At 67.6% G+C, this 26,590-nt stretch carries 17 protein-coding genes; 12 read left to right on the forward strand and 5 right to left on the reverse strand.

Going from position 1 to position 26,590, the window contains the following annotated elements:
* The first annotated feature begins 207 nt into the window (after window positions 1–207).
* Together ASC59_RS16120 and ASC59_RS16125 are read left to right on the forward strand one after the other, a co-directional pair.
* Window positions 208–4,482, forward strand: a complete 4,275-nt coding sequence (locus tag ASC59_RS16120; RefSeq protein WP_055824997.1) for an endo-1,4-beta-xylanase — start codon at window positions 208–210, stop codon at window positions 4,480–4,482.
* A gap of 65 nt (window positions 4,483–4,547) precedes the next feature.
* The gene (locus tag ASC59_RS16125) at window positions 4,548–5,990 is read left to right on the forward strand and encodes a lipase maturation factor family protein (protein ID WP_055825000.1); all 1,443 of its coding nucleotides are present in this window, start codon (window positions 4,548–4,550) and stop codon (window positions 5,988–5,990) included.
* Window positions 5,991–6,011: 21 nt separating this feature from the next.
* Here the strand turns inward: ASC59_RS16125 and ASC59_RS16130 are convergent, their stop codons facing one another.
* Genes ASC59_RS16130 through ASC59_RS16150 form a run of 5 tightly spaced genes read right to left on the reverse strand, consistent with a single transcriptional unit; the run spans window position 6,012 to window position 12,847 of the window.
* Window positions 6,012–7,271 (reverse strand): endo-1,4-beta-xylanase, encoded by a 1,260-nt coding sequence (locus tag ASC59_RS16130; protein WP_055825002.1) that lies wholly within the window; start codon window positions 7,269–7,271, stop codon window positions 6,012–6,014.
* 4 nt (window positions 7,272–7,275) lie between these two features.
* Window positions 7,276–9,663 carry a beta-glucosidase family protein gene (locus ASC59_RS16135; RefSeq protein WP_055825006.1) on the reverse strand — a complete coding sequence of 796 codons (2,388 nt, stop codon included), beginning with the start codon at window positions 9,661–9,663 and terminating at the stop codon, window positions 7,276–7,278.
* Complete coding sequence (locus ASC59_RS16140) at window positions 9,660–10,559, reverse strand: carbohydrate ABC transporter permease (RefSeq protein ID WP_055825009.1); 900 nt, start codon at window positions 10,557–10,559, stop codon at window positions 9,660–9,662. Before ASC59_RS16140 ends, ASC59_RS16135 begins: the two co-directional genes overlap by 4 nt.
* 2 nt (window positions 10,560–10,561) lie before the next feature.
* Complete coding sequence (locus ASC59_RS16145) at window positions 10,562–11,542, reverse strand: carbohydrate ABC transporter permease (RefSeq protein WP_055825011.1); 981 nt, start codon at window positions 11,540–11,542, stop codon at window positions 10,562–10,564.
* 9 nt (window positions 11,543–11,551) lie between these two features.
* Window positions 11,552–12,847: an ABC transporter substrate-binding protein gene (locus ASC59_RS16150; RefSeq protein ID WP_082513745.1), complete on the reverse strand. Its 1,296-nt coding sequence runs from the start codon at window positions 12,845–12,847 to the stop codon at window positions 11,552–11,554.
* A gap of 141 nt (window positions 12,848–12,988) precedes the next feature.
* Between ASC59_RS16150 and ASC59_RS16155 the strand changes: the two genes are divergently transcribed.
* The 10 genes from ASC59_RS16155 (at window position 12,989) to ASC59_RS16200 (ending at window position 26,510) form a co-directional block, all read left to right on the forward strand.
* Window positions 12,989–14,185: an ROK family protein gene (locus ASC59_RS16155; RefSeq protein ID WP_055825014.1), complete on the forward strand. Its 1,197-nt coding sequence runs from the start codon at window positions 12,989–12,991 to the stop codon at window positions 14,183–14,185.
* A 154-nt stretch (window positions 14,186–14,339) separates the two neighbouring features.
* A complete protein-coding gene (locus ASC59_RS16160; RefSeq protein ID WP_235492759.1) occupies window positions 14,340–15,545 on the forward strand; it encodes an ROK family transcriptional regulator in 1,206 nt (401 codons plus the stop codon).
* A 216-nt stretch (window positions 15,546–15,761) separates the two neighbouring features.
* Window positions 15,762–17,084, forward strand: a complete 1,323-nt coding sequence (locus tag ASC59_RS16165) for an ABC transporter substrate-binding protein (RefSeq protein ID WP_055825016.1) — start codon at window positions 15,762–15,764, stop codon at window positions 17,082–17,084.
* A 114-nt stretch (window positions 17,085–17,198) separates the two neighbouring features.
* The gene (locus tag ASC59_RS16170) at window positions 17,199–18,179 is read left to right on the forward strand and encodes a carbohydrate ABC transporter permease (RefSeq protein ID WP_055825019.1); all 981 of its coding nucleotides are present in this window, start codon (window positions 17,199–17,201) and stop codon (window positions 18,177–18,179) included.
* A gap of 2 nt (window positions 18,180–18,181) precedes the next feature.
* Window positions 18,182–19,105 (forward strand): carbohydrate ABC transporter permease, encoded by a 924-nt coding sequence (locus ASC59_RS16175; protein ID WP_082513748.1) that lies wholly within the window; start codon window positions 18,182–18,184, stop codon window positions 19,103–19,105.
* Complete coding sequence (gene yicI / locus ASC59_RS16180) at window positions 19,105–21,438, forward strand: alpha-xylosidase (protein ID WP_055825022.1); 2,334 nt, start codon at window positions 19,105–19,107, stop codon at window positions 21,436–21,438. The genes ASC59_RS16175 and yicI overlap by 1 nt, the downstream gene beginning before the upstream one ends.
* Before the next feature lie 402 nt (window positions 21,439–21,840).
* Window positions 21,841–23,115 carry a multidrug effflux MFS transporter gene (locus ASC59_RS16185; RefSeq protein ID WP_200942413.1) on the forward strand — a complete coding sequence of 425 codons (1,275 nt, stop codon included), beginning with the start codon at window positions 21,841–21,843 and terminating at the stop codon, window positions 23,113–23,115.
* A 31-nt stretch (window positions 23,116–23,146) separates the two neighbouring features.
* Window positions 23,147–23,857: a phosphatase PAP2 family protein gene (locus tag ASC59_RS16190; protein ID WP_082513749.1), complete on the forward strand. Its 711-nt coding sequence runs from the start codon at window positions 23,147–23,149 to the stop codon at window positions 23,855–23,857.
* A gap of 93 nt (window positions 23,858–23,950) precedes the next feature.
* Window positions 23,951–24,967 carry a LacI family DNA-binding transcriptional regulator gene (locus tag ASC59_RS16195; RefSeq protein ID WP_055825027.1) on the forward strand — a complete coding sequence of 339 codons (1,017 nt, stop codon included), beginning with the start codon at window positions 23,951–23,953 and terminating at the stop codon, window positions 24,965–24,967.
* Window positions 24,968–25,172: 205 nt separating this feature from the next.
* Window positions 25,173–26,510 carry an ABC transporter substrate-binding protein gene (locus ASC59_RS16200; protein ID WP_055825029.1) on the forward strand — a complete coding sequence of 446 codons (1,338 nt, stop codon included), beginning with the start codon at window positions 25,173–25,175 and terminating at the stop codon, window positions 26,508–26,510.
* The last annotated feature ends 80 nt before the right edge of the window (window positions 26,511–26,590 follow it).

The raw sequence follows: 26,590 nt of genomic DNA on the forward strand, positions 1-26,590 counted from the left end.
CGAAGTCCGCGTCCGAAGCGCCGATGGGGAGCGCTTCGGACGGTCGCTTCGCTCGGTCCTCAGCGAGCGGGACGGCCCGGAACCTCCGACGCCTCGAAACTATCGGAAGAATTTCGTAACGTTTCGATAACGTCTCGACCCTTGTTCGGGGGTGGGTGGATATGTTGGCAATCTCCACATATCTTCCAGCGCAAAGGGGCGCTTCTGATGCAACGTCGCACACTCGGAGCCATCGTCATCGCACTCGCCACGGCCGGGCTGGTGATCGGGCCGGTCTCACCGGCATCCGCAGCACCCGTCACCGTGAGTTCCGTCGATTTCGAAGACGGCACAACCGGCACCTGGACGCAGAGCGGCGGAGGCGCCGGAACAGTGAGCGTCGTCGACGATGCCGCCGGAAAGGTTGCGCAGATCTCGGACCGGGCCGCCGACTACGTGGGACTGCAGAGTTCGACGGGAATCTTCGAGCCCGGCTCCACCTACACGTTCAGCATGAAGACGCGCCTCGCACCTGGGGTCCCCGGCAGCGTCGGCGTGCGCCTGGTCATGAAGCCCGCCTACACGTGGATCGGCAACACGACCATGACGGCGGATGCCTGGACCACCGTCAGCGGCGAGTACACAGTGCCGTCCGACGCCAACCCGGCCGCACTGCAGGTCTACATCGGCACGGCCGACCTCGCCCCGGCGGCACCGTACAGCTACCTCGTCGACGACATCCTCGTGACGACGACGGATGCGGGCCCCGGGCCCGATCCCGACGTCGTTCCGGGCGGTGCACCAAACCCTGTCGCCACCCCGGTGTCGCAGGCGCAGGGGAGCGGTGACGCCGCCGCCCTCACCTTCGATGACGGTCCGAACCCGGGCACGACGCCCGCTCTGCTCGACTATCTGAAGGCGAACGACCTGCGGGCCACGTTCTGCGTGATCGGCCAGAACATCACGGCTCCGGGAGGTGCGGAACTGCTGAAGCGCATCGTTGCCGAAGGACACACCCTCTGCAACCACTCCACGAGCTACGACGACATGGGCTCGCTCTCGGCCGCAGCCGCGTCCGAGCGCATGGCGGCGAACCTCGACATCATCCGCACGGCACTCGGCGACCCCCAGGCGAAGGTGCCGTTCTTCCGTGCCCCCAACGGCTCGTGGGGGCAGACAGCCGCCGCGGCCGTCGCCCTGGGGATGCAGCCGCTCGCGGTGGTGAACACGATCAGCGACTGGGAGACCCAGGACATCCCGACGCTGACCGACAACCTCCGAGCCGCGATGAAGCCCGGACAGGTTGTGCTCGCGCACGACGGAGGCGGCGACCGTTCGGGAACTCTGGCGGCCGTGACGACGGTGGTGGATGAACGCCTCGCCGCCGGGTGGAACTTCACCCTCCCGGTCGGTGCCCCGCCGGCCGCCGCGACGACAACCCTCTCCACCGACTTCGAGGACGGACTCGATGGCTGGGCCCCCCGGGACAGCGGCAGCGGAGCGCCCACTGTCGAGATCGTCGGGGATCCGGTGCACGGGGGAGCGGCATCCGCTCGTCTGGGCGACCGCACCTCGCAGGGCTCGGGCATCGGCCACGACGTCGCCGGCATCCTCGAGGCCGGCGTCACGTACGACGTGAGCGCATGGGTGCGCTTCGCAGCAGGCCAGCCGGCCGATGCCGTCTGGCTGAGCCTCGCGCGCACCGTGGACGGTTCGACGAGCTACTCGACGCTGGCCCAGTTCACCGGTGTGACCAACAGCGGCTGGACGCAGGTGAAGGCCACCTTCCAGATGGGCGCTTTCGACAGCGGGCTGCTCTACTTCGAGACCGATTACAACGGGACGAACACCTCCGAGCTGTACTTCGACGACATCACGATCGGAACGCCGCCGCCGTCCCAGGTGCAGGACCTCACGCCTCTGAAGGACACCGTGGACTTCCCCGTCGGCGTCGCGATCGACAGCCGCGAGACGTCGGGCTCGGCATCCGAGCTCCTGCTGAGGCATGCCGACCAGGTCACCAGCGAGAACTACATGAAGCCGGAGGCCTGGTACGACGCCGACCGCGCCTTCCGCATCAACCCCGAGGCCACCGCCATCATGGACTACGCGCAGCAGAACGGACTGCACGTCTACGGGCACACGCTGGTGTGGCACAGCCAGACCCCGGACTGGTTCTTCCAGGACGACACCGGACGAGCGCTGACCAACAGCGCGGCCGACCAGCAGATCCTGAAGGACAGGATGCGCGCCCACATCGACGCCGTCGCGAAGAACCTCAGCGACAGCTACGGTGCCTTCGGCAGCGACACGAACCCGTTGTACGCGTTCGACGTCGTGAACGAGGTGGTCTCGGATGCCGCCGACACCTCCGACGGGCTGAGGGACAGCCGCTGGCACCAGGTGCTGGGTGAGCAGTTCATCGACCTCGCCTTCCAGTACGCGAACGAGGCGTTCAACGACACCTACGCCGCGGAGGGTGCTTCGCATCCGGTGACTCTGTTCATCAACGACTACAACACCGAGCAGTCGGGCAAGCAGCAGCGGCTGCACGCCCTCGTCGAGCGCCTGCTCGAGCGCGGGGTTCCGGTCGACGGAGTCGGTCACCAGTTCCACGTGAGCTTGTCCATGCCGGTGGCGGCGCTCGCCGACGCCATCGACGCCTTCGAGGACCTCGGCGTCAGGCAGGCCGTGACCGAGCTCGATGTGACGACCGGGACGCCTGTGAGCCAGGCCAACCTGATCGAGCAGGGCTACTACTACCGCGATGCCTTCCGGGCGTTCCGGGAGCGCGCCGACGACCTGTTCTCGGTGACGGTCTGGGGTCTGACCGACGGCCGCAGCTGGCGGTCGGGCTCAGGGGCACCGCTACTGTTCGACGATGCCCTGCAGGCGAAGCCCGCCTACTTCGGCGCCGTCGACGGCGAGCTGCCTGCCCGGTTGCGCACGGCCAACGTGTTCCGGGGCGACGTGCCGATCGACGCGGATGCCGTCGGTGCGACCGAGTGGCGGAAGCTTCCGTTGCACACGATCGACGAGAACAGCGCGTTCCAGCTGCGCTGGGAGCCGGACCATCTCACCGCCTACGTCAGCGTCGATGACGCCACCGTGCAGGACTCGGACGCTGTCGGCTTCGCCTACGGCGATGCCACGGTGACGGTCGCCCGTTCGGGCGCAGCCGGCGCCGCCGTGACCGAGCGATCCGGCGGATACGACCTCGTCGTGACGCTGCCACTCGCCACGCCGGTCGCCGAGGGCGACACGATCGACCTCGACGTGAACGTCACCGACGGCGACACCATGTCCGCCTGGAACACGCCGGGCTCGCGGGGAACGCTGACGCTCCTGGAGCCGCTGTCGTACCTCGAGATCCCCGAGGCGCCAGCCGCCCCGGCGATCGACGGCTCCGTCGACGAGGTCTGGGCAACCGGTGCCTCCGTGTCGACGGACAAGCAGGTGCAGGGAACGGCCACGGCATCGGCGAACGTGCACACCCTGTGGCGGGGCAACACCCTGTACGTGCTCGCCGAGGTGGCCGACCCCGTCGTCGACGTCAGCGGCTCGGACCCGTGGATCCAGGACTCCGTCGAGTTCTACGTCGACCCCGGCAACGTCAAGAACGGGTCGTATCGCTACGACGACACGCAGATCCGCATCAGCGCCGACAACGTGGTGTCGTTCGGCACCGGCGATGAGGCGTTCCAGCGGGCCAGAGTGCAGAGCGCCACGGCACGTGTCGATGGCGGGTACGTGGTCGAGGCGGCCATCAGCCTGCTCGAGAGCGGCGGACTGGACACGTTCCAGGGCGTTGACTTCCAGGTCAACGACGCTCAGGACGGCGCGAGGCTCGGCATCCGCAACTGGGCCGACCCGTCTGGCGCCGGCTACCAGTCGACGGCTCGATGGGGCGTCGGACGCCTGGTCGCCGGAGTCGTTGCGCCGCCGGTCGCGCCGGTCAACACCGCGCCGCCGATCATCACGGGGAGGGCGCTGGTGGGGAGCCGGCTCTCGGCGACGCCGGGAACCTGGGACACGGAGGGTCTCACGTTCAGCTACCAGTGGCAGGCCGACGGGGTCGACATCCCGAAGGCGAGCGAGGCCCGGTACACGGTCAGGAAGGGAGACGCCGGCCGCGCGCTGACCGTGACCGTCACGGCGTCCAAGGAAGGCATGACGTCCGCGACCGCGACCTCGGCCGCCGTCACTCCGAAGGCGCCGTCGTCGACGTCGCTGTCGCTGTCGCGTCTGATCGCCTTCTCCTGGCAGACCACCAAGGCCTCGGTGGCCGTCTCGTCCACCGAGAAGGTGGCCGGAGGGACCGTGCAGCTGACCATCAACGGGAAGAAGGTGGGCGCTCCAGTCGTCGTGAAGGCCGACGGACGAGCGAGTATCACCCTGCCGAAGCTGCACACGGGCATCCACATCGTGCGGGCCGAGTTCAGCGGAGTGGGCTCCGCAGCAGGATCGGTCAGCAACCCGGTTCCGCTGCTGCTGCTGTTCTGATCGCCCGCTCGCGCAGGGAGCGCAAGCCCCCTGCGCGAGCGCCGGCGCGTCGGTAGCGTGGCGGCGTGGGCTGGTTCGATGCTCCGGATTACGAGTTCGCTCGAGAGGTGCTGCAACGCGGTGTCGCGGCGCTCTATCTCGTTGCGTTCCTGTCGAGCCTGAATCAGTTCCGGGTGCTGCTCGGCGAGCACGGACTGCTCCCGGTGCCCGACTTCGTCGAGGTGCTGAAGCGCGTGCCGGGCAGGCACCGCGGCTTCTCGGTGTTCCGCTGGCGCTACTCCGACAGGCTGATGGCAGCCCTCTGCTGGTTCGGCATGCTGTTGGCGGCATCCGTGGTGCTGGGGCTTCCCCAATCGGGCCCGCCCTGGGTGCCGCTGCTCGTGTTCCTGCTGCTCTGGCTGTCGTACATGTCCATCGTGACGGTCGGGCAGACCTTCTACGGCTTCGGCTGGGAGATGCTGCTGCTCGAGGCCGGATTCACCGTCGGCTTCCTGGGCTCGCACCAGGTGCCGCCACCGACCTGGATCCTCCTGCTCGTCGCCTGGCTCGTGTTCCGACTCGAGTTCGGAGCCGGCATGATCAAGATCCGGGGCGGCAGCGAGTGGCGCGACCTGACCGCGCTGTACTACCACCACGAGACCCAGCCGATGCCCGGGCCGCTCAGTCGGCAGGCCCACCTGCTGCCGAAGTGGGTGCATCGGGCAGAGGTGCTGGGCAATCACGCCGCGCAGCTGGTGGTGCCGTTCCTCCTCTTCGCGCCGCAGCCGATCGCATCCGTCGCCGCGGTCGTGGTCATCGTCACGCAGCTCTGGCTCGTCGTCACCGGCAACTTCGCCTGGCTCAACTGGATCACCGTCGTGCTCGCCTGCGCGCGCATCAGCGATCCGGTCGTGCACGCCGTCCTGCCCTTCCTTCCCGAGGACTGGGGGGCGGATGCGGCGACATCTCCGCTCTGGTGGATGGTGATCGTCGGGCTCGTGACGATCATGCTCGTCGTGCTGAGCTGGTGGCCGCTGAGGAACCTGTTCGCCAGAAGGCAGTTGATGAACGCGAGCTTCAATCGCTGGCAGCTGGCCAACGCCTATGGGGCGTTCGGCACGGTGACGCGCCAGCGGGTCGAGGTGGTGATCGAGGCGACCCTCGACGACGACCCGCTCACGGCCGACTGGGCCGAGTACGAATTCAAGGGCAAGCCGGGCGACGTGCGGCGCATTCCACGCCAATGGGCTCCCTACCACCTGCGGCTCGACTGGCTGATGTGGTTCCTGCCGCTCGGCAGCGTGCACGAGGACTGGTTCTACGCCCTGCTCGAGAAGCTGCTGCTCGCCGACCGCGCCACGTTGAGACTGCTGCGACGAGCGCCGTTCGGCACGGACGCGCCGCGGTACGTTCGCGCACGCACCTACCTCTACAGGTTCTCGACGAGGGCCGAGCTGCGGACGAGCGGGGAGCGCTGGGTGCGCATACCGCTGAGCATCGTGATCGGCCCGGTGACTCTTCGGCGCTGACGCGTGCCGGCGCCTCGATCCTCAGGCGGTGACGGTGACCGTCGCGGTCGCCGACGAGGCGGGTCCGGCCTCCAGCCGCACTGTGTCCGCGATTCCGGAACCGCGCGCCGGCGCGATGCCGTAGTCGCCTGCGAATCCCTGCAGGCGGAACCTGCCCGCGTGATCGGTTCGCGCCGTCGTCTGCTGGAGCCACCACTCGCCCTTCACGAGGGCGTGGAGCGCGTCGTAGGCCGGCTTGCGTGACCCGTCGGCCCGCACGAGGCCGATGGGGGCGCCGAGCCAGGCGTCGCGGTCGGTGATTCCCCAGTACGTGATGGCCGCGACCGACGGATGCCCGACGAGGGAGCGGTAGTGCCGCACGAGCTCGTCGGCCTGTCGGGCCTCCCCGTCGGGCGTCGATGGCCAGCTGGGCACCTGGTAGTCGTTCAGGTCGACGATGTGGCCGGGCATCAGCTCCCCGGAGACCAGTGAGGTCTCGGTCAGGTGCAACGGCAGGCCGTAGCGGGCGAAGCGGTCGACCATGGCCAGCATCGCCTCCTCGCCCCAGTAGCCCTGGTGCATGTGCGTCTGCAGCCCGATCGCCGAGATCGGTATCCCGGCTTCGAGGAGACCCTCGAGCAGGCACTCGTAGGCGCTCGACAGGTCGAAATCGTTGATCAGCAGGGTGGCCGCCGGGTTCGTCGCCAACGCCTCCTCATAGGCCAGGCGCACCATGGCGATGCGTCCGCGTGCGCGGGCGAGGCGCGTGATGCCGTTGTCCTCCTTGTCGAACACCGGCATGATCACGACCTCGTTGATCGCGTCCCAGGTGTCGATCAGCCCCGCGAAGTCGCCGACCTCCCGGCGGATCCGTTCCCGCTGCAGCCGTTCGATGCCGTCGACGTCGTGCTCCAGCAGCCAGGACGGCTGCACGGTGTGCCAGACCAGCGGATGCCCCTTCAGCGCCACCCCGCGGTCGGCGAACCACCGAGCCGTCGTCCTCAGACGCGCGGTGTCCGGGCGGCCCCGGTGCGGCTCGAAGCCTCCCCAATAGAAGGGAAGCGTCGCGGTGTTGAAGAGATCGAGCCAGAGGGCGGCCAGGTCGGCGTCGCCCGGGGATCCCGATCCGTTGGCGTGGTCGATGAAGTCGAAGCCGATGTTGCCGAAGGCGAACGCATGCGCCGTCTGCTGCACGAGGACATCGGAGTCCTGCAGGGGTCGACCCGACTGGTCGCGCACGGTGACGACGGCCTCCCCGAGCCGCTGCGGAGGGCCGCCGCGACCCGGGGAGACGACGTCCATCAGCTCAGGCCACCGAATCGATGCGCACTGCCGCGTGCAGTTCCCTGGTGTGATCGACGACACGCCTCGAACCCACCAGTTCCACCGACTGGGCGAACACGATGTCGCCGCTGGACCGGGCCAGTCCCAGCACGATCTCGCCGGGCTCGACGACGCGTCGGCCGTCACGACCCGTGAACGCAGCGAGGTCGGCTGGAACCTCGAAGCTCACCCGGGCGGATGCGCCTGCCTCCAGCGGCACTCGGGCGAACCCGATGAGCCGCTGCACGGGCCGCACGACGCTCGCCACGGTGTCGTGCAGGTACAGCTGCACGACCTCGACGCCCGAGCGATCGCCGACGTTCCCCACCGTCACCGAGACCTCGACGCGGCCGTCGACGGCGATCGGGCCGGAGATCGCCGTCGAAGACGCGGCATCGCTCCACTCGAACGGGCTGTAGCCCAGGCCGTGCCCGAACGGGTACGCCGCGACGGGGTCGATGTTCGACACCTCGCTCGCGCCGGCCAACGGAGACGCCAGGTAGGTCGACGGCTGCGCCCCGGGGTGCCCGGGCACCGAGACGGGCAGTCGCCCGCTCGGATTCACCCGACCGCTCAGCACGCCGGCGATCGCCTGCGTGCCCTCCTCGCCGAGGAAGAAGGTCTGCACGATGGCAGATGCCTCCTCCGTAGCCGATCCGAGGGCGTACGGCCTTCCGGCCAGCAGGGTGACGACGGTTGGGGTTCCGATCTCGAGCACGGCATCGAGCAGCGCCTGCTGGGCTCCCGGGAGCGCGAGGCTCTCGGCGTCGCAGCCTTCACCGCTGGTGCCGCGGCCGAAGAGGCCGGCGCGGTCGCCGAGCGCCAGCACGACGACGTCAGCGGCCCGCGCCGCGGCGACGGCATCCGGAACAGCATCCGTCTCGCCGCCGTCGACGGACGTTCCGCGGACGAATTGCACGGTGGACCCCGGGAACTCGGCCCGGATCGACTCGAGCAGGGTGGGCAGTTCGATGCCGATCGGCACCTCCGGGTGCTTCACGCCCACGTGGGCCGGGAACGAGTAGCACCCGAGCACGGCGTAGGGGTCGTCGGCATTCGGCCCGATGACGGCGATGTGCTTCGGTGCATCGGATGCCGCTCCCAGGGGGAGCACTCCGTCGTTCCGCAGCAGCACCACGGCCCGCTCGGCCAGGGCGCGTGCGATCTCGCGGTTCTCGGCCGAATCGAGGTCGATGCTCCCGCGCAGGTCGGAGCCGAAGTCCTGCCCGCGGAGGGCGGCGGGCACGGGGGAGTAGTCGGCGTCGAGCATGCCGAACTCCGCCTTCTGCCGGAGCACCCGGCGCAGCGCCCTGTCGACCAGGGACTCATCGATGCGCCCGGCTTCGATGGCAGCGACGAACGGCCCGGAGAAGGCCTTCACCGTCGGCAGCTCGACGTCGATGCCCGCTTCCAGAGCCTGGGCTGCAGCGTCGGTCCAGTCTCCGGCGACACCGTGGAGCAGGTGCAGGAAGCCGATGGCGAAGTAGTCGGCGACGACCGTGCCGTCGAATCCCCATGTGTCGCGCAGCAGCTCGGTCAGCAGCGACGGATCGGCAGCTGTCGGCACGCCGTCGATGTCGGTGTACGCGTTCATCACGCTGCGCACGCCCGACTCGCGAACGGCCATCTCGAACGGCGGGAGCAGCACGTCGGCGATCTCGCGTGCACCGACGGACACCGGAGCGAGGTTGCGTCCGGCCTTCGATGCCGAGTAGCCGACGAAGTGCTTCAGGGTGGCGACGACACCCTCGGACTCGAGTCCGCGGATGTAGGCGGAGGCGACAGTGCCGATCAGGTAGGGATCCTCGCCGATGGTCTCCTCGACGCGACCCCAGCGGGCGTCGCGCACGACGTCGAGCACGGGGGCCAGGCCCTGGTGGATGCCGAGGCCGCGCATATCGGCTCCGATGCGGGACGCCATCCGTTCGACCAGCTCCGGGTCGAAGGTGGCGCCCCAGCTCAGCGGAACCGGATAGGCGGTCGCGCCCCACGCGGCGAAGCCGGCCAGGCACTCCTCGTGCGCCATCGCCGGAATGCCGAAGCGGCTCTCACGAATGATGCGCTCCTGGGTGCGCAGCAGCGACAGTGCCCCGAGCGCCGGGTCGACCGGTGCTGTGCCGAACGGCCGGGTCAGCTGTCCCAGCCCCGACGGGAGAAGGGCGTCGAGGTCGACGAGCTCCTCCATGTCGTGCTGGTGCGGGGCGACGTCGCCGCCCTCCGCCGATGCGCCGACCCAGATGCCGTAGAGCTGCGCCACCTTCTCCGACACCGTCATGGCGTCGATGAGGGCGTCCACGCGCTCGGCGATCGGGCGTGCGGTGTCGTGCCAGGCGGCATCCGTCGCCTGGCGGACTCTCTCGGGCGCGGTCATCCCTTCACCGCCCCGGTGAGGCCGCCGACGATGCGGCGCTGGGCGAGGGTGAAGAACAGGATGGCCGGCAGCATCGCGAGCGACGTGAATGCCAGCACCGCCGCCGTGTCCTGGGAGTACTGCGTCGAGAACTGCTGCACTCCGAGAGGCAGCGTGTAGGTCGACGCGTCGCTCAGCATGAGCAACGGCAGCAGATAGGCGTTCCAGCTGCCCACGAAGGCGAGCACGCCCACCGTGACGAGGCCCGGCCCCGACAGCGGCAGCAGGATGCGCCAGAAGAAGCCGAAACGGCTGGTGCCGTCGATGGCTGCAGCATCCTCCAGCTCAGCCGGGATGGCTCGCAGGAACGGCACCAGGATGATGATCGTCGTCGGAAGGGCGAAGGCGATCTGCGGTACGAAGACCCCGGCGAGGCTGCCGAGGAGCCCGATGTTCTTGAGCATCAGGTACAGGGGCAGGATCGCGACGGTGATGGGGAACAGCAGGCCGGCCGTGAACATCGAGTAGATGGCGTCGCGACCGCGGAACTCGTAGCGGGCGATGACGAAGGCGGCCATCACTCCGAGGATGACGACGCCGATGGTAGTCGCCAGCGCCGTGATGGTGCTGTTGCCCACCTGCAGCCAGAACGTGGGAGACGTGATGACGGCCGAATAGCTGTCGAACACCCACGGGTCGGGCCAGGCCGACGGGTTCGCGTTGATCTGGGCCGTCGTGCGGAAGCCGCCGATCCAGATGTAGGCGACGGGCGCGATCGTGATTCCGACGATGATCAGCGCGATCAGGTAGACGAAGGGCTGACCCCAGTCGAAGCCGCGACGGACGCCGGGGACGGGGCCTGCCGGCGCATCGGGCTGACCGGCTGTCGCCGGTGCCGTGATTGTGGGCGTGGTCATGGTCAACCCACTCCTTCGGTGAGGGAACCGGCGAGGTCGCGCTTCAGCACGAACCGCTGGTAGACGAGGGCGAAGATGAGGGAGACGATGAACAGGATCACCGCGACGGCGCTGCCGAAGCCGAGCTGGTTGCGCTGGAATCCGAACTGCACCATGTAGGTGGCCATGGTGGCCGTGGCTCCGGCCGGACCCCCGCCGGTGACGACCCAGATCATGTCGAAGAGCTGCAGGGAGCCGATGATCGACAGGAACGCCCAGATGCGGATGGTCGGTCCGAGCAGGGGGATCGTGATGTGGCGCTGGATCTGCCACCAGCTCGCCCCGTCGATGGATGCTGCCTCACTGAGTTCCTCGGGAACGCCCTGGAGGCCTGCGAGGAACAGGATGATGGCGAAGCCGATGTACTTCCAGGTGAGGATCCAGAACATCGTCCAGAGCACGATGTCGGAGTCGGCCAGCCAGAGCTGGCTCGCCCCGCCGAGCCCGATCGCCGAGAGGAAGGCATCGAATGGGCCGTCGGGCTGCAGCAGCAGCTTCCACGACAGACCGGCGATGACCTCGCTCAGCACATAGGGGATGAAGATGATGACCCGGAGCAGCGTGCGACCGCGCATCCGTCGATTCAGCAGCAGGGCGATGCCGATGGCGACGGGGCCCTGGATGACCAGGGAGAGCACGACGATGAACAGGTTGTGGCCGACGGCTCCGATGAAGACGGGGTCGGTGAGCGCCCGCACGTAGTTGCCGGGGAAGTTGAAGTCTGTGAGCGGGCCGAAGCCGTTCCACTTGTACAGGCTGTAGACGGCGGCGAGAGCCACCGGAACGAGGACGAATGCGACATAGACGAGAGTCGCCGGCCCGACGAACAGGGCGATCTCGAGGCGCTTGCGGCGGCTGGCGCGCGATGGTCGAGGTGACCGTCGCGCCGGGGTCGGGCCCGCGGAGACCGCGGACCCGACCGTTTCGGTGCGTGTGAGTGTCATGTGGTTCGACTACTCCGTCGCTGCGGCGTCCTGCATGCCGGTGACGATGTCCTTCGGGCTTCCCTTGCCTGCGAACAGGTTCACGATGCCGTCGTTCATGGCGCCTCCGACGGTCGCACCGTAGGCGGTGTCGAGCCAGAGCTGCACGTAGGAGGCGTTCTGCTTGCCCTCGAGCACCATCTGCAGGTTGGGGTCGGCGACGCTGGATGCCGCATCCGCAACCGTCGGGATGCCGGCACCGGACTCACCGAAGCGCTTCTGCACGTCTGCGCTCATGATGTACTTCAGCAGTTCGACGCACTCCGGCGGCGCCTGCTGGGAGCAGGCGAAGCCGTCGCCGCCGCCCAGGGCTGCTGTCGGGTCGCCGTCGGCGCCCTCGATCCCCGGGAAGTTGAACCAGCCGAGGAACTCCGGAACCTTCTTGTCGTCGGTGAGGCCGCCGATCACGCCGGGCTCCCAGTGACCCATGAGCTCCATGGCGACCTTGCCACTCCCGAGGAGGCCGGCCGAGCTGCCTGCACCCTGCTGTGCTGGCGTGGCCAGGAAGCCCTCGTTGAACGGTTCGGTCTTGAGGAAGGCCTCGAGGTCTTCACCGGCCTTCTCGAAGCAGGAGTCGCTGAAGTCGTGCGTCGACTGCGCCTTCTTCAGGGTCTCGGGCGAGCAGTCCTTGAGGGCGAAGTTGTACCACCAGTGCGCGGCGGGCCACTTGTCGCCGGCGCCCACCGAGATGGGTGCGATGCCGGCAGCCTTGAGCTTGGCCACGTCGTCGTTCAGTTCGTCGAGAGTCGTCGGGGGTGCCGTGATCCCGGCCTGTGCGAAGAGGTCCTTGTTGTACCAGAAGCCCTCGATGCCGTAGCTGAAGGGCAGTCCGTAGGTGGCGTCGTCGATCTGCCAGCCGCTGACGGTCGGGCCGATCGCGTCGAGCTCGTCCTTCACGTCGTCGGAGATGTCCTTGACGTAGCCAGCGGCCACCTGGTCCTTCAGCTCGCCGCCGCCCCACGCCTGGAACAGGTCCGGCGGGTTGTTCGACCTCAGCGCGTTGGGGATGAGGGTCTTCTGCAGGTCTTCGTTCTGGTACCCGGTCACTTCGACCGTGACGTTCGGATTCGCCTCCTCGAACTCGGCGGCGACATCCTCCCACAGCCCCTTCAGTGGATCCTGGTTGCCGTTGTGCCACCAGGTGAGCTTGACCTTCCCGTCGCCGCTGTCGCCGTTGCTCGCGCTACAGCCGCTGAGTGCTGCGACCGCGAGCCCGATGGCGGCTGCGCCGGCGAGCAGTCGCGTGGTGCTGCGTCTGTTCATCATTGAACCTCTCGAAAGTTTCGACGTCTGCGTCGAAAGTGATCTGGACGCTCTGATCCTATGGCCGCGAACATATGCCGTCAAGCGCAACATATTCGGCGTGGGTCGGGCGCCCGGTGCCCAGTCCCCCCTAGAGTGTTAGCCGTGACCACCCTGGGGACCTTCGACGGCGTCCATCGCCGAAACCTGTCGAAAGTGCTGTCGCTCGTGCACTACGACGGCCCGCTCTCGCGTGCCCAGGTCACCGCAGCCACCGGATTGAACCGGTCGACCGTCGCCACCCTCGTGTCCGAGCTGGCGGCCCTCGACCTCGTCGTCGAGTCTGCGCCCGACCCGACGAACCGGGTGGGCCGCCCCTCGCCCGTGGTGGCGCCGCATCCGCTGGCCGCCGTCGTGGCCGTGAACCCCGAGGTCGACGCCATCACGATCGCGGCCGTCGGTCTCGGAGGGCGCGTGCTGCACAGCGAGCGCATCGAGGTCGACCACGTCGTGGGCCCCGAAGAGGTCGTGGAGATCGTCGAGGGCGCCGTCTCGGGCTGGACCACCGGAGAGCTCGCTGAGTTGCGCTTCCTCGCGTGCGGGGTGGCCGTGCCGGGTCAGGTGCGACGGGCCGACGGCCTGGTGCGCTGGGCTCCGCACCTGGGGTGGTCGGATGCCGCCGTCCGCGACCTGCTCGAGAGTGCGATCGGCCTGCCGACCGTCGTCGACAACGACGCGAGCCTCGGAGCCGTCGCCGAGCACCTGTTCGGCGCCGGCCGCGGCGTCGACGATGTCGTCTACCTCAATGGCGGCGCCAGCGGTATCGGCGGTGGGCTCATCGTGCACGGCCGCCTCGTCGGGGGATCGGCCGGATATGCCGGCGAGTTCGGCCAGAATCGGCCGGGCATCGCGGAGGCCGACGATCGGCGTGCGCCCGGCGGGGTTCTCGAAGACGAGGTGAGCCGCGCGAGGCTCCTCGAAGCCGTCGGGCTCGCCACGGCCGACGAGCCGACTCTGGCCGACGCCCTGATGCTGTCGACGGATGCCGCGGTGCACGGCGAGCTCGAACGGCAGCGCCGCATCCTCGCCACGGCCCTCTGCAACGCCATCAACGTGCTGAACCCGTCACTCGTGATCCTCGGCGGCTTTCTCGCGACGGTGGCGCAGAGCGACCTGGCGGCGCTCGAGGCAGCGGTCCTCGCGCAGGCGCTCCCGGTCGCCGGCGAGGGACTCGAGATCCGGGTGGCCGGTCTCGGCGAGGATCGCCTGCTCATCGGTGCCGCCGAGGCTGCCTTCGCCGCGGTGCTGGCCGATCCGGAGTCCGCCGCTCCCGAGCCCGTCCTGGCCGCCCAGCCCCGCTGACCTCCTGCAGCAGTTCCGGTTGCTCTGAGGCGCCGTATCCGACCGCACCTGCTGCGCGAATGGTGGAGGCGACGTGAGCGTCGCCCGCGACACGCATACGTTGGCGCCGGCTGCAAACTCCGCGAAATCATCTGCGATGAGTAGGGTCGTTCCCGTGTCGGCCATCACCCAGTCCCAGCGTTCGATCCGAGCGGGCGGCGGTACCGCGGAGGACATCCGCGACCGCAACCTGTCGAGCCTGCTCGGCTGGCTGCACCGTGACGGGGCGCTGTCGCGCGCCGAGCTCACCCGGCTCTCAGGCCTGAATCGCTCGACCGTCGGCGTCGTCATCGGCGACCTCGTCGCCCTCGGGCTGGTGAGCGAGGGTCCCGCGGTCGTCAACGGAGCCGGGCGTCCCAGCAGCGTCGTCGTGCCGGATGCAGCCACCGTCGCCATCGCTGTGAACCCCGAGGTCGACGCGCTCAACGTCGGCCTCGTCGGCTTCAGCGGCCGGGTGCTGCGTCGCGCCCGCATCCCCTGGAGCGGACCCGTCTCCGTCGACGAGGTGGTTCAGGCGACAGCAGCTGTGGTCGCCGGGATGACCAGCGACACCGAGGTCCCCTGGCGCATCATCGGAGCAGGCATCGCAGTTCCCGGGCAGGTGCGGCTGAGCGACGGGCTCGTGCGCGAGGCCACCCACCTCGGGTGGTCGGAGGAGCCTCTGGCCGCCAAGATGTCGGCCGCCCTGGGAGTGCCGACCCAGGCGGCGAACGCCGCCGCGCTCGCACTCCGTGCCGAGAGCGCCTTCGGAGCCGGACGCGATGCCGACGACCTCTTCTACATCATCGGAGGCGCCAGTGGCATCGGCGGCGGGGCCGTCATCGGCGGGCGCCTCGCCCTGGGCGCCAACGGGCACGCCGGCGAGGTCGGGCACATCTTCGTCGCCGACAACGGCCGGCTCTGCCACTGCGGGGCGAGCGGATGCTTCGAGACGGAGGTCTCCCGCGACGAACTCCTCGCGGCCCTGGAACTCCCCATCGCGCAGGCCGACTTCCTCGCCGAGCGCCTGCGCATGAGTGAGGATCCCGCTGTCGTGGCGGTGCTCGAGCGCTATCGCGTCATCCTGCGCCGAGTCGTCAGCACGGTCGTCAACCTGTTCAACCCGTCGACCATCATCATCGGCGGCTTCCTCGCGTCGGTGATCGACGGAATCGACCCCGGCGACATCGTGGGGGAGTCCATCCGATCGGCCCGGGAGGATCTGCGGGTTCTCACGGGGTCCACCGACGTCGATCTGCTCCTCGTGGGTGCAGCGGAACTCGTCTTCTCCGAGTTGATCGCGTCTCCCAGCGCGCTCACGGGCGGCCTCCAGCAAATCTGATTGTTGCTGGCTCGAACATTGCACGTCGAGTTCGCCGAATCCCTGCCGTGACGTGGATTTTCGTCTCTCCACCGTGCAGCTCTCCGGTCTGCACGCCGAAATTCCACTTGCCATTCACTACAACTCGTGGTTATGTTGGCGACGCAAACAAAACGGCATCGGAGTGGCTGCCCATCGTCCAGCACGACGGCATCCCTCCCGTACAAGGAGGTAGTGATGCGCAAGAGGAACTTTGCGGCAGCAGCCGGAGTGGTGATCGGGGCCCTGCTCCTGGCGGGGTGCTCAGGGGGCGGTGCGTCGAGCGACGACGCGAAGGTGAACACGGATCCCGACGGCAAGGGCAAGACGCTGACTCTATGGCACTACGAAGGTGCCGACAGCGCGATGGGCAAGGCGTGGGACGAGGCCATCACGGAGTTCGAGTCCGAGACCGGTGCCAAGGTCAAGTTCGAGGAGAAGGCCTTCGAGGCCATCCGCTCCACTGCGAGCCAGGTGCTCAACTCCGATTCCGCTCCCGACATCCTCGAGTACAACAAGGGCAACGCGACAGCGGGACTGCTCTCGAGTCAGGGGCTGCTCAGCAACCTCGACAACGCCGTGAAGGCATACGGCTGGGACGACAAGCTGGCATCGTCGCTGCAGACGACGGCGAAGTACAACGAAGACGGCGTCATGGGGTCCGGGCACTTCTACGGCATCCCGAACTACGGCGAGTTCGTCGACGTCTACTACAACAAGGACATGTTCGCGAAGTACGACATCGCGGTGCCGACCACCTTCGAGGAGTTCGAGGCCGCGCTCAAGACGTTCAAGGACGCCGGTATCACGCCGCTCGCCGAATCCGCAGCGGAGTACCCGCTCGGGCAGCTCTGGTACCAGCTCGCGCTGAGCAAGGCGACGCGCCAGTGGGTCACCGACTACCAGACGTACACGGGCACCGTCGACTTCCACGACGAGGACTTCACCTTCGCCACCGAGACCATCGCCGACTGGGTGGACAAGGGCTACATCTCGAAGAGCGCGACAGGCCTCAAGGCCGAGGACGCCGGCGTGAGCTTCATCAAGGGCGACGCCCCCATCTTCTACTCGGGCAGCTGGTGGTACGGCCGGTTCGCCAGCGAGATCAAGAACTTCGACTGGTCGACCTTCCTGTTCCCCGGGTCCGACATGGCTCCGGGATCGTCCGGCAACCTCTGGGTCGTTCCCGAGAACTCCGAGAACAAGGATCTCGCCTACAAGTTCATCGACATCACGATGAGCCCCAAGATCCAGGCCATTATCGGCAACAACGGCGGAATCCCCGTCGCGGCTGAGGAATCCGACATCACGGATGCGAAGAGCAAGGAGCTCATCGCCAACTTCACGACCCTCACCGACCGCGACGGCCTCGCGTTCTACCCCGACTGGCCCACCCCGACCTTCTACGACCAGCTGAACGCCGGCCTGCAGGAGCTCGTGAACGGCACCAAGTCGCCGGATGAGGTGCTCGACCAGCTGGGCACCGACTACCAGGACGGCGTCGACGACATCGTCGGCTGACCGCCCGGCCGATCGATCTGGACAGTTGATCGGCACGACGGCGGGGAGCATCAGCTCCCTGCCGTCACCATCACCGGCGCACGAGCGCGACAGCAGCACAGAAAGGCTCTCGTCATGACGACGCAGCTCATCCCCCCTCCTTCTCTGAAGGAGCGGAAGAAGAGGCAGGCGGAGGAATCGCTTCTGCCGAAGAGCGGCAAGAACGACAGGGCGGCCTTCTGGGTCTACCTGATCCCCGGGTTCATCCTGCTGGCGATCGTCGTGATCGTGCCGCTCATCTGGAACATCTACCTCAGCTTCACCGAGTACCGCGGCATCCGCCCGCCGATCTGGATCGGACTCGACAACTGGATCGAGCTCCTCGGCGACGAGAAGTTCTGGATGTCGTTCGTCAACTCCATCGCCATGATCGTCGCGATGGTCGTGGTGCCGACACTGCTCGGCCTGGCGTTGGCCGCGATGCTCTTCGACCTCATCGGCCGCAAGTTCGGTGGCAGGCTCGCGAGCTTCCTGCGGGCCACCTACTACCTTCCGCAGATCCTCCCCGTCGTGGTCGCAGCCGTCGTCATCGGCTGGATCCTCCGAGCCGATGACGGCGCCCTCAACGAGATTCTCGGAGCCATCGGCCTCGGGGCCCTCGAGCACAACTGGCTCGGAAGCCCCGACACCGCTCTCGCCAGCATCATGGTCGTCATGGTCTGGGTGCAGCTCGGCTACCCCGTCGTCATCTTCATGGCCGCACTGCAGCGTGTCGACCCCGAGCTCTACGAGGCTGCAGAGCTCGACGGGGCGAACTGGTTCCAGCGCTTCACCGCCATCACGGTGACGATCATCCGCCCCGAGATCTTCGTGGTCACGCTCACCTGCACCATCGCAGCGCTCAAGGTCTTCGGCCCCATCTACACCCTCACCCGCGGCGGGCCGGGCAACGCGACGATCGTGCCGAGCTACTACTCCTACAGCGAGTTCTTCCAGAGCCAGCAGGTGGGCTACGGCGCCACGATCGCCACGGCGCTCACGATCATCATCATCGTGGTCGCCATCTTCTTCATCAAGGCGCAGAACCGTGCCGAACGAGCAGAGAGCGAGCGCTGAACATGGCGATCATCGCCCCCGACACGGCATCCGCGTCGAAGAATCAGAACGCATTCCAGCCGGTGAAGAAGGACTCGACCTTCAGACTGCGCAAACGGAAGACCAAGCGCACGGCGGGGGACTGGCTGCTGCTGGGCGCTGCCGTGGTCGTGGGCGTGCTCATTGCTGCGCCGTTCTACCTCATCCTCATCAACTCGTTCAAGTCGCCGGGCGACTACTCCAACGGCGGCCCGCTCCAGCTGCCGACGAGCCTGTACTTCGACGGCATCGGCGCTTTCTGGGAGCGTGTCGACTTCCCGCTCAAGCTGTGGAACAGCTTTTTCATCTCGGCGACGGTGTCGATCCTCGCCGTGGTCATCTCGGTGTTCAACGCCTACGCCATCGGCGTCGGTCGGGTGCGTGGCCGCACCTGGATCGTCGTGCTGTTCCTGCTCGCCAACGTGCTGCCTCAGGAGGCCCTGCTCTACCCGCTCTACTTCATGTTCAAGGGCGTCGGCCTCTACGACAACGTGTGGAGCGTCATCATCATCTTCACGGTGATCCAGAGCGCCTTCGGCACCTACCTGCTCTCCAGCGTCTACGGCACGTTCCCGAAGGAGATCCTCGAGGCCTCGGCTCTCGACGGTGCCAGCCGCTGGCAGATCCTGTGGCGCGTGGTCGTGCCGATCAGCCGCCCGACACTCTCGGTGCTGCTCATCTTCTTCTTCATCTGGACCTGGAACGAGTTCCTCATTCCGCTCACCTTCCTGGTGTCGAACGACAACCAGACCGTGCCCGTGGCCATCGCTACCCTGCAGGGCGATCGTCTGATGGATGTCACGACCACGAGCGCCTCCGCGCTTCTCGGCCTCATCCCCACGCTCATCTTCTTCCTCATCTTCCAGCGCACCCTCACCAGGGGCATCACAGCAGGAGCGGTCAAGTAATGAAGTTCACCGACGGATTCTGGCAGCTGCGTCCGGGCGTCACCGCCCTCTACGCCGCCCAGGCCTACGACGTCGTCGGCGGTGATCACGATCTCGTGGTCACCGCCCCCACCAAGGTCATCGCCTCGCGGGGAGACACCCTCAACCGGCCGAGCCTTACCGTCACGCTCTCATCGCCGCTGGCCGACGTCATCCGGGTGCGTGTCGAGCACTTCCAGGGCGGTCGCGACCAGCTCTCCTTCCCCCTGCCGGGCGAGCAGCAGGGAATCGGCGAGGTGAGCGTGACGGATGCCGAGGCCACCCTGACGGCCGGCGCGCTGACCGCGCGCATCGCCGTCGGCACCGACTCCTGGAACCTCGACTTCCTGGCGGGCGGCCGACGGCTCACCGGAAGCGGCGCCAAGTCACTCGGACTCATCCAGCTGGCCGGCGACGCCCAGGTCGACTCGGGTCTCGTGGGCAATGCCCGCACCGGGACATCCGCTCCCCGGAGCGACACCTACACGCACGCCCAGCTCGATCTCGGCGTCGGCGAACTCGTCTACGGCCTCGGCGAGCGCTTCGGCCCCCTCGTGAAGAACGGCCAGACCGTGGAGATCTGGAACGCTGACGGCGGCACATCGAGCGAGCAGGCCTACAAGTCGGTGCCGTTCCACCTCACCAATCGGGGCTACGGTGTCTTCGTCAACCACCCCGGGCACGTCTCCTACGAGATCGGTTCGGAGACGGTGGAGCGCGTGCAGTTCTCGGTGCCGGGTGAGGCCATCGAGTACTTCGTCATCCACGGGGAAGACCAGAAGGCCATCCTCGACCGCTACACCGAGCTCACCGGTCGCCCGGCCGTCGTGCCGGCCTGGTCGTACGGCCTCTGGCTCTCGACCAGCTTCACGACGGACTACGACGAGGAGACGGTCTCGAGCTTCGTCGACGGCATGGCCGAACGCGACCTTCCGCTCTCGGTGTTCCACTTCGACTGCTTCTGGATGCGCGAGTTCAACTGGTGCGACTTCGAATGGGACCCGCGCGTGTTCCCGGATCCGACGGGGATGCTCGGGCGCCTGCACGAGAAGGACCTGCGCATCTGCGTCTGGATCAACCCGTACATCGGGCAGCGGTCACCGCTGTTCGCCGAGGCCAAGGCCGGCGGCTTCCTCGTCACCAAGCCCGACGGGGACGTGTGGCAGTGGGACCTCTGGCAGGCCGGGATGGGCCTGGTCGACTTCACGAACCCTGCGGCGACCGCCTGGTACCAGGGGAAGCTGCGCAACCTGATCTCTCAGGGTGTCGACGCCTTCAAGACCGACTTCGGGGAACGCATCCCGATCGACGTCGACTACTTCGACGGCTCGAGCCCCGAACGCATGCACAACTACTACACGGCGCTCTACAACCGTGCAGTCTTCGAGGTGCTCGAGGAGGAGCGGGGTGCAGGGGAGGCCGTGCTGTTCGCCCGGTCGGCGACGGCCGGCGGCCAGACCATGCCGGTGCACTGGGGCGGGGACAACACCTCGACCTACGAGTCGATGGCCGAGACGCTCCGTGGCGGGCTGTCGCTCGCCTTCAGTGGATTCGCCTACTGGAGCCACGACATCGGCGGTTTCGAGGGGATGCCCGATGCCGGCGTCTTCAAACGCTGGACGGCGTTCGGCCTGCTCTCCAGCCACAGCCGCCTGCACGGGTCGACCTCCTACAGGGTGCCGTGGATCTTCGATGACGAGGCCGTCGACGTCACCCGCATCTTCACGAAGCTCAAGCTGTCGCTCATGCCGTATCTGCACAGGCTCGGGCTGGATGCATCGCTCACCGGCACCCCGCTGATGCGACCGATGCAGCTGGAGTTCGGCGACGACCCGGCCACCGGATACCTCGACCGGCAGTACATGCTCGGCCGCGAGCTGCTCGTGGCCCCGGTGTTCACGGCATCCGGGGACGTGGAGTTCTACCTGCCGGCCGGCGAGTGGACCGACTTCTTCTCGGGTCGCGTGGTCACCGGCGGACGCTGGCTGCGCGAGCACCGCGGCTTCACGACCCTGCCGCTCTACGTGCGGCCGGGTGCGGTGATTCCGGTCGGCGCACGCACCGACCGTCCGGACTACGACTACCTCGACGGGCTCACGCTCCGCGTCTTCCCTGGCTCCCCGGGCACGACGAGCACTGTCGTGACGACGCCGGACGGCACCAGCGCGACCTTCACCGTCGAGCGAACGGATGCGGCGGTCACGGTCACCTCGGACCTCGCCTCGGGCTGGTCGGTCGCGTTGGGCGCCCTGGGCGAGCCGGCGCAAGCTGAGGCCGGGACGGTTTCGGTCAGCATCCCGTCGCTGATCGAGTAGCCCGCGAGCGCCCTCCCGCTTCGCTGATCGAGTAGCCCGCGAGCGCAGCCCTCTCTTTCGCTGATCGAGTAGCCCGCGAGCGCAGCGAGCAGGCGTATCGAGATCACACCGACCAACACCAGCTGGTCTCGATACGCGTCCGCGCTGCGCTCGGTCGCTACTCGACCAACGGGGGAGTGACGAATCCCCACCGCTCTCAGGTTTTCACTGGTTCCAGCGCCACTCTCTGAGTTAGGCTTGCCGAGCAACGATCGAATCGATTCGATCCGCGGCGATGCAGCCGCCTCGCGTGGCCCGCCGCATCAGCGACTCCCGGGCATCCGTGCCGTCCGGCATGGCACGTCCATCGCCATCGATCGCTGCGCGCCGCCGAACACCCCCAGCACTCGAGGACCTCCGCTTTTGACCTACACCGGCTCCATCCCCGCCATCACTCCCGATAGCGCGGTGAACCACGCCCACCCGGGCGATCGCCTCAGCCCCCGGCAGCGACTGGTCTACATCCTCGTGCTCGGCGCCCTCACGGCGCTCGGCCCGTTCACCATCGACCTGTACCTGCCGGCGTTCCCCGTGCTGCAGGACGAGTTCAACGTCTCGCCGGCCATCATCCAGCTCACCCTCACCGGCACCATGATCGGGTTCGGGCTCGGTCAGTTGATCGTCGGGCCGTGGAGCGACAAGGTGGGACGCCGCCTGCCGCTCCTCGCTGCCACGAGTGTGCACCTCGTCGCCTGCGTCGGTGCAGCCCTGTCGCCGGACATCTACTGGCTCGGCGCCTTCCGCCTGATCATGGGCTTCGGCGCCGCCGCCGGCGGCGTCGTGGCGATGGCCATGGTGCGCGACCTCTTCGGTGGCCGCCCGCTCGTGAAGATGCTCTCGCGACTCGCGCTCGTGAGCGGCCTCGCCCCGGTGCTGGCGCCGGTCATCGGCTCGCAGCTGCTGCTGTTCATGGACTGGCGCGGGATCTTCTGGGTGCTGGCCCTCTACGGCGCCGTCGTCATCGTCTGCGTCGCACTCCTCATCGTCGAGACCCTCCCGAAGGGCGAGCGTCACGGTGACGAGCACTCCACAGTCGGCCAGCGCTACAAGGCGCTGTTCACCGACCGCACCTTCGTGGGCGTCGCCATCATCGGCGGCATGACCTTCACCGGCCTGTTCGCCTACCTGTCGAGTTCGTCCTTCCTGTTCCAGGGCGTCTACGGCTTCGACGCGCAGCAGTACGGCCTGCTGTTCGCGGTGAACTCCATCGGCGTGGTGCTGGGAGTGCAGACCAGCTCCCTGCTGATGCGCCGCGGTGTCGGCCCCCAGTGGATCATCGCCTGCACCACGATCTCCCTGCTCGCGATGGCCATCGCCATCATGGTGCTCGACATCGCCGGCGCCGGCCTGTGGGGAACCGTGCTGCCGCTGTTCCTCTTCATCACCTCGTGCGGATTCACATTCCCCTGCATCCAGGTCCTCGCCCTCGCCAACCACGGCAAGGAGGCGGGAACAGCGGCTTCGGTGCTCGGTGCCCTGAACTTCGGCTTGGCGGGCGTGCTCTCGCCGATCGTCGGGGTGCTCGGTGTGTCGAGCGCCCTCCCCATGGGTGCCGTCATGGCGACGACCGCCGTCGTGTCGATCATCCTGCTGTGGCTCGTGGTGCGACCGAGGACCGTTCCCGCTCTCTCGCACTGAGCCGCATCTCGCGGCGATGTAGCGTAGGTGGATGGAGCCGCACATCGCCGACACCGACCCCGTGCCCAGTGAGGCAGAACCCGCGCGTCGCGCGTCATGGTTCGGCCGTCACATCCCCCTGGTGTCCGGAGTCGCTCTTCTGATCTTCGCCGTGCTGCTCGGCGTCGTGATCGTCGTGCGCCAGCAGGCCCTCCTGCTCGGTGTCGACGAGGAGTGGGCCGACGAGATGACCGAGATCCGCGGTCCTGTCGGCAATGCACTGGCGCTGTTCTTCAACTACGCCGGCGGCACTCTCATCGGGGCGCTGATCATCCCGCTGGCCACGGTGATCGCGCTCCTCGTCGCCCGCCGACGCTGGGCGGCCCTGTACTTCGCCATCGCCTCGTCGGCGAGTGCCATCGGCGTGCAGATCCTCAAGCAGCTCTTCGGGCGGGCCCGACCGGAGGACATGCTCGTCGCCTCGGACTTCGGTTCATTCCCCTCGGGGCATGTGGCGAACGCCGCCACGATCGCCGTGGCCTTCGGCGTCATCTTCCCCGTCGTCTGGGTCTGGATCGCCGGCGCGGTGTGGACCATCCTGATGGCCATCAGCCGCACCTACCTCGGCGTGCACTGGTTCACCGACACCGTCGGCGGCTTCCTCGTCGGAGCCGGGATGGCCCTCGTGATCTGGGGCCCGTTCGCCCAGAAGCTCGAACAGGAGCGCTTGGCGCTGCACGAGAGACGGCATCCGGCCGCCTGAACCGCGCCGCCCGTTCCCCATCGCCCGCTCCATCGGGTACAACGTTGTAGAGTGACGAGCATCCGGGCGGTCCGGCAGGAGATGGGGGATGCCATGGCGGCCACGCTGCATGATGTCGCACGCATCGCCGGTGTCTCGATCAAGACGGTGTCCAACGTCATCAACGACTATCCGCACGTGAAGCCAGACACTCGGGCCCGCGTGCAGGAGGCCATCGAGGAACTGGGGTACCAGCCCAACCTGTCAGCCAGGAGCCTGCGTTCCGGTCTGACCGGCGCGATCACGCTCGCAGTGCCCGAGCTCAGCCTCAGCTACTTCGCCGAACTCGCGGATGCCGTCATCCGAGCGGCCGAGAGGGCGGGGAAGGTCGTGCTCATCGAGCAGACCAACGGCGACCGCGACCGGGAGCTGGAGGTGCTCACCAGCCCACGTCTCAAGATGACCGACGGGTTGATCTTCAGTCCGCTCGGCATGGGCATGGACGACGTCTCCCGGCTCGAGGTCCCCTATCCGCTCGTACTGCTCGGCGAGCGCATCTTCGGCGGTCCGGCCGACCACGTGACGATGCGCAACGTCGAGGCTGCGCGCGCCGCGACGGAGTTCCTCATCGAGCGCGGCCGCCGGCGCATCGTCGTGATCGGCGCCCACGAAGACGAGGTGATCGGCTCGGCCGGCCTTCGACTGCGCGGCTACCGCGAAGCGCTGGACGCTGCCGGAGTTGAGTACGACCCGGCCCTGATCGGCTACACGACGCTCTGGCACCGCTCCAACGGTGCGACGTCGATGCGCTCCCTGCTGGCGACCGGGGTGCAGTTCGACGCCGTCTTCGGCCTCAACGACACCCTCGCGCTCGGCGCCATGCGCGCGCTCCAGGAGGCGGGGCTCCGAGTGCCGCGTGATGTGGCCGTGATCGGCTTCGACGGGCTCGACGAGGCGCAGTACTCGCTGCCGAGCCTGACCACCGTCGACCCCGGCCGCGAGGAGATCGCCGAGACCGCGGTGGCGACCCTGCTGCAGCGCATCAACGACCGAAGCGGCTCGATCGGCGCTGCCCGTCAGATCCTGGCACGCTTCGAGATCGTCGAACGCGAGTCGACGCCGCCACTCTGACGCCGGATCGATCGCGTGACGCATCCGTGACTTCTTCCGCTTGACAGGAGCGCCGATCTCGTTGCACCATGGCTTTTACAACGTTTACTTACAACGTTGTAAAACGTTCGATCTCATCGCGGAGAGCTGGTGTCCGAGAGGTCGGGCCCTCCCATCGCACTGCTGACACTGGTGTCCAACACCGCGAGAGAAAGAGCACAGCACAATGAAGAGCAAGCTCCTGGCAGCGGTCGGCCTCGTCGCCGTCACCGCTGCGGCGCTGACCGGATGCAGCCCGGCCGCCGAATCATCCGCCAAGGCCGACTGCACCAACAAGATCGTCAACAAGGACGCCACCCAGGTGAGCGTCTGGGCGTGGTACCCCGCCTTCGAAGAGGTCGTCGACCTGTTCAACGAGAACCACGACGACGTGCAGATCTGCTGGACCAACGCAGGCCAGGGCAACGACGAGTACACCAAGTTCTCGACGGCCATCGAGGCCGGCTCCGGTGCCCCCGACGTCATCATGCTCGAGTCTGAGGTGCTCTCGAGCTTCTCCATCCGCAAGGCACTCGTCGACCTGACGAAGTTCGGCGCCGACGATGTGAAGGCCGACTACACGGAGGGCGCCTGGAAGGACGTGTCGAGCGGAGACGCCGTCTACGCCATCCCGGTCGACGGCGGCCCCATGGGCATGCTCTACCGTCAGGACATCCTCGACCAGTACAAGATCCCGGTGCCCACCACCTGGGACGAGTTCGCTGCCGCCGCCCAGGCGCTGAAGGACGCCGGTGCACCCGGAGTGCTCGCCGACTTCCCGACGAACGGCCGCGCCTACAACCAGGCCCTCTACGCTCAGGCGGGATCGGTGCCGTTCACCTACGACAACGCGAAGCCCACCGAGATCGGCATCGACGTTAACGACGCCGGATCGAAGAAGGTCCTCTCCTACTGGGACGACCTCGTGCAGAAGAAGCTCGTGGCCACCGATGACGCGTTCACGGCCGACTACAACACCAAGCTCGTCGACGGCAGCTACGCCATCTACGTCGCGGCCGCCTGGGGTCCCGGTTACCTGAGCGGCCTGTCGGATGCCGACTCCGACGCCGTCTGGAAGGCGGCACCGGTCCCGCAGTGGGACGCCGCGAACCCCGTGCAGATCAACTGGGGCGGATCGACGTTCGCCGTGACGAGCCAGTCCAAGAACCAGGAGGCTGCAGCCACCGTCGCCAAGGAGGTCTTCGGCACCGAGGAGGCGTGGAAGACCGGCATCGAGAAGGCAGCCCTGTTCCCGCTGTGGAAGCCGATCCTCGACTCCGACTACTTCCGCGATCTCGAGTACCCGTTCTTCGGCGGGCAGCAGATCAACAAGGACGTCTTCCTGGCCGCGGCATCCGGATACACCGGCTTCACCTTCAGCCCGTTCCAGAACTACGCCTACGACCAGCTGACGGAGGAGCAGTACGCCATGGTGCAGGGCGAGAAGAGCTCCGACGAGGCGCTCGACGACCTTCAGGCGTCGCTCGAGAAGTACGCAACCGACCAGGGCTTCGTGCTCCAGTAGAGCCGTCGCGGGTGGCCGGTGCACGCCGGCCACCCGCACACCCACCCTCAACGACCTGTCCTCGACGAAAGCAGCACGTC

It is taken from the genome of Leifsonia sp. Root1293, from assembly GCF_001425325.1.
Lineage (GTDB): Bacteria > Actinomycetota > Actinomycetes > Actinomycetales > Microbacteriaceae > Orlajensenia.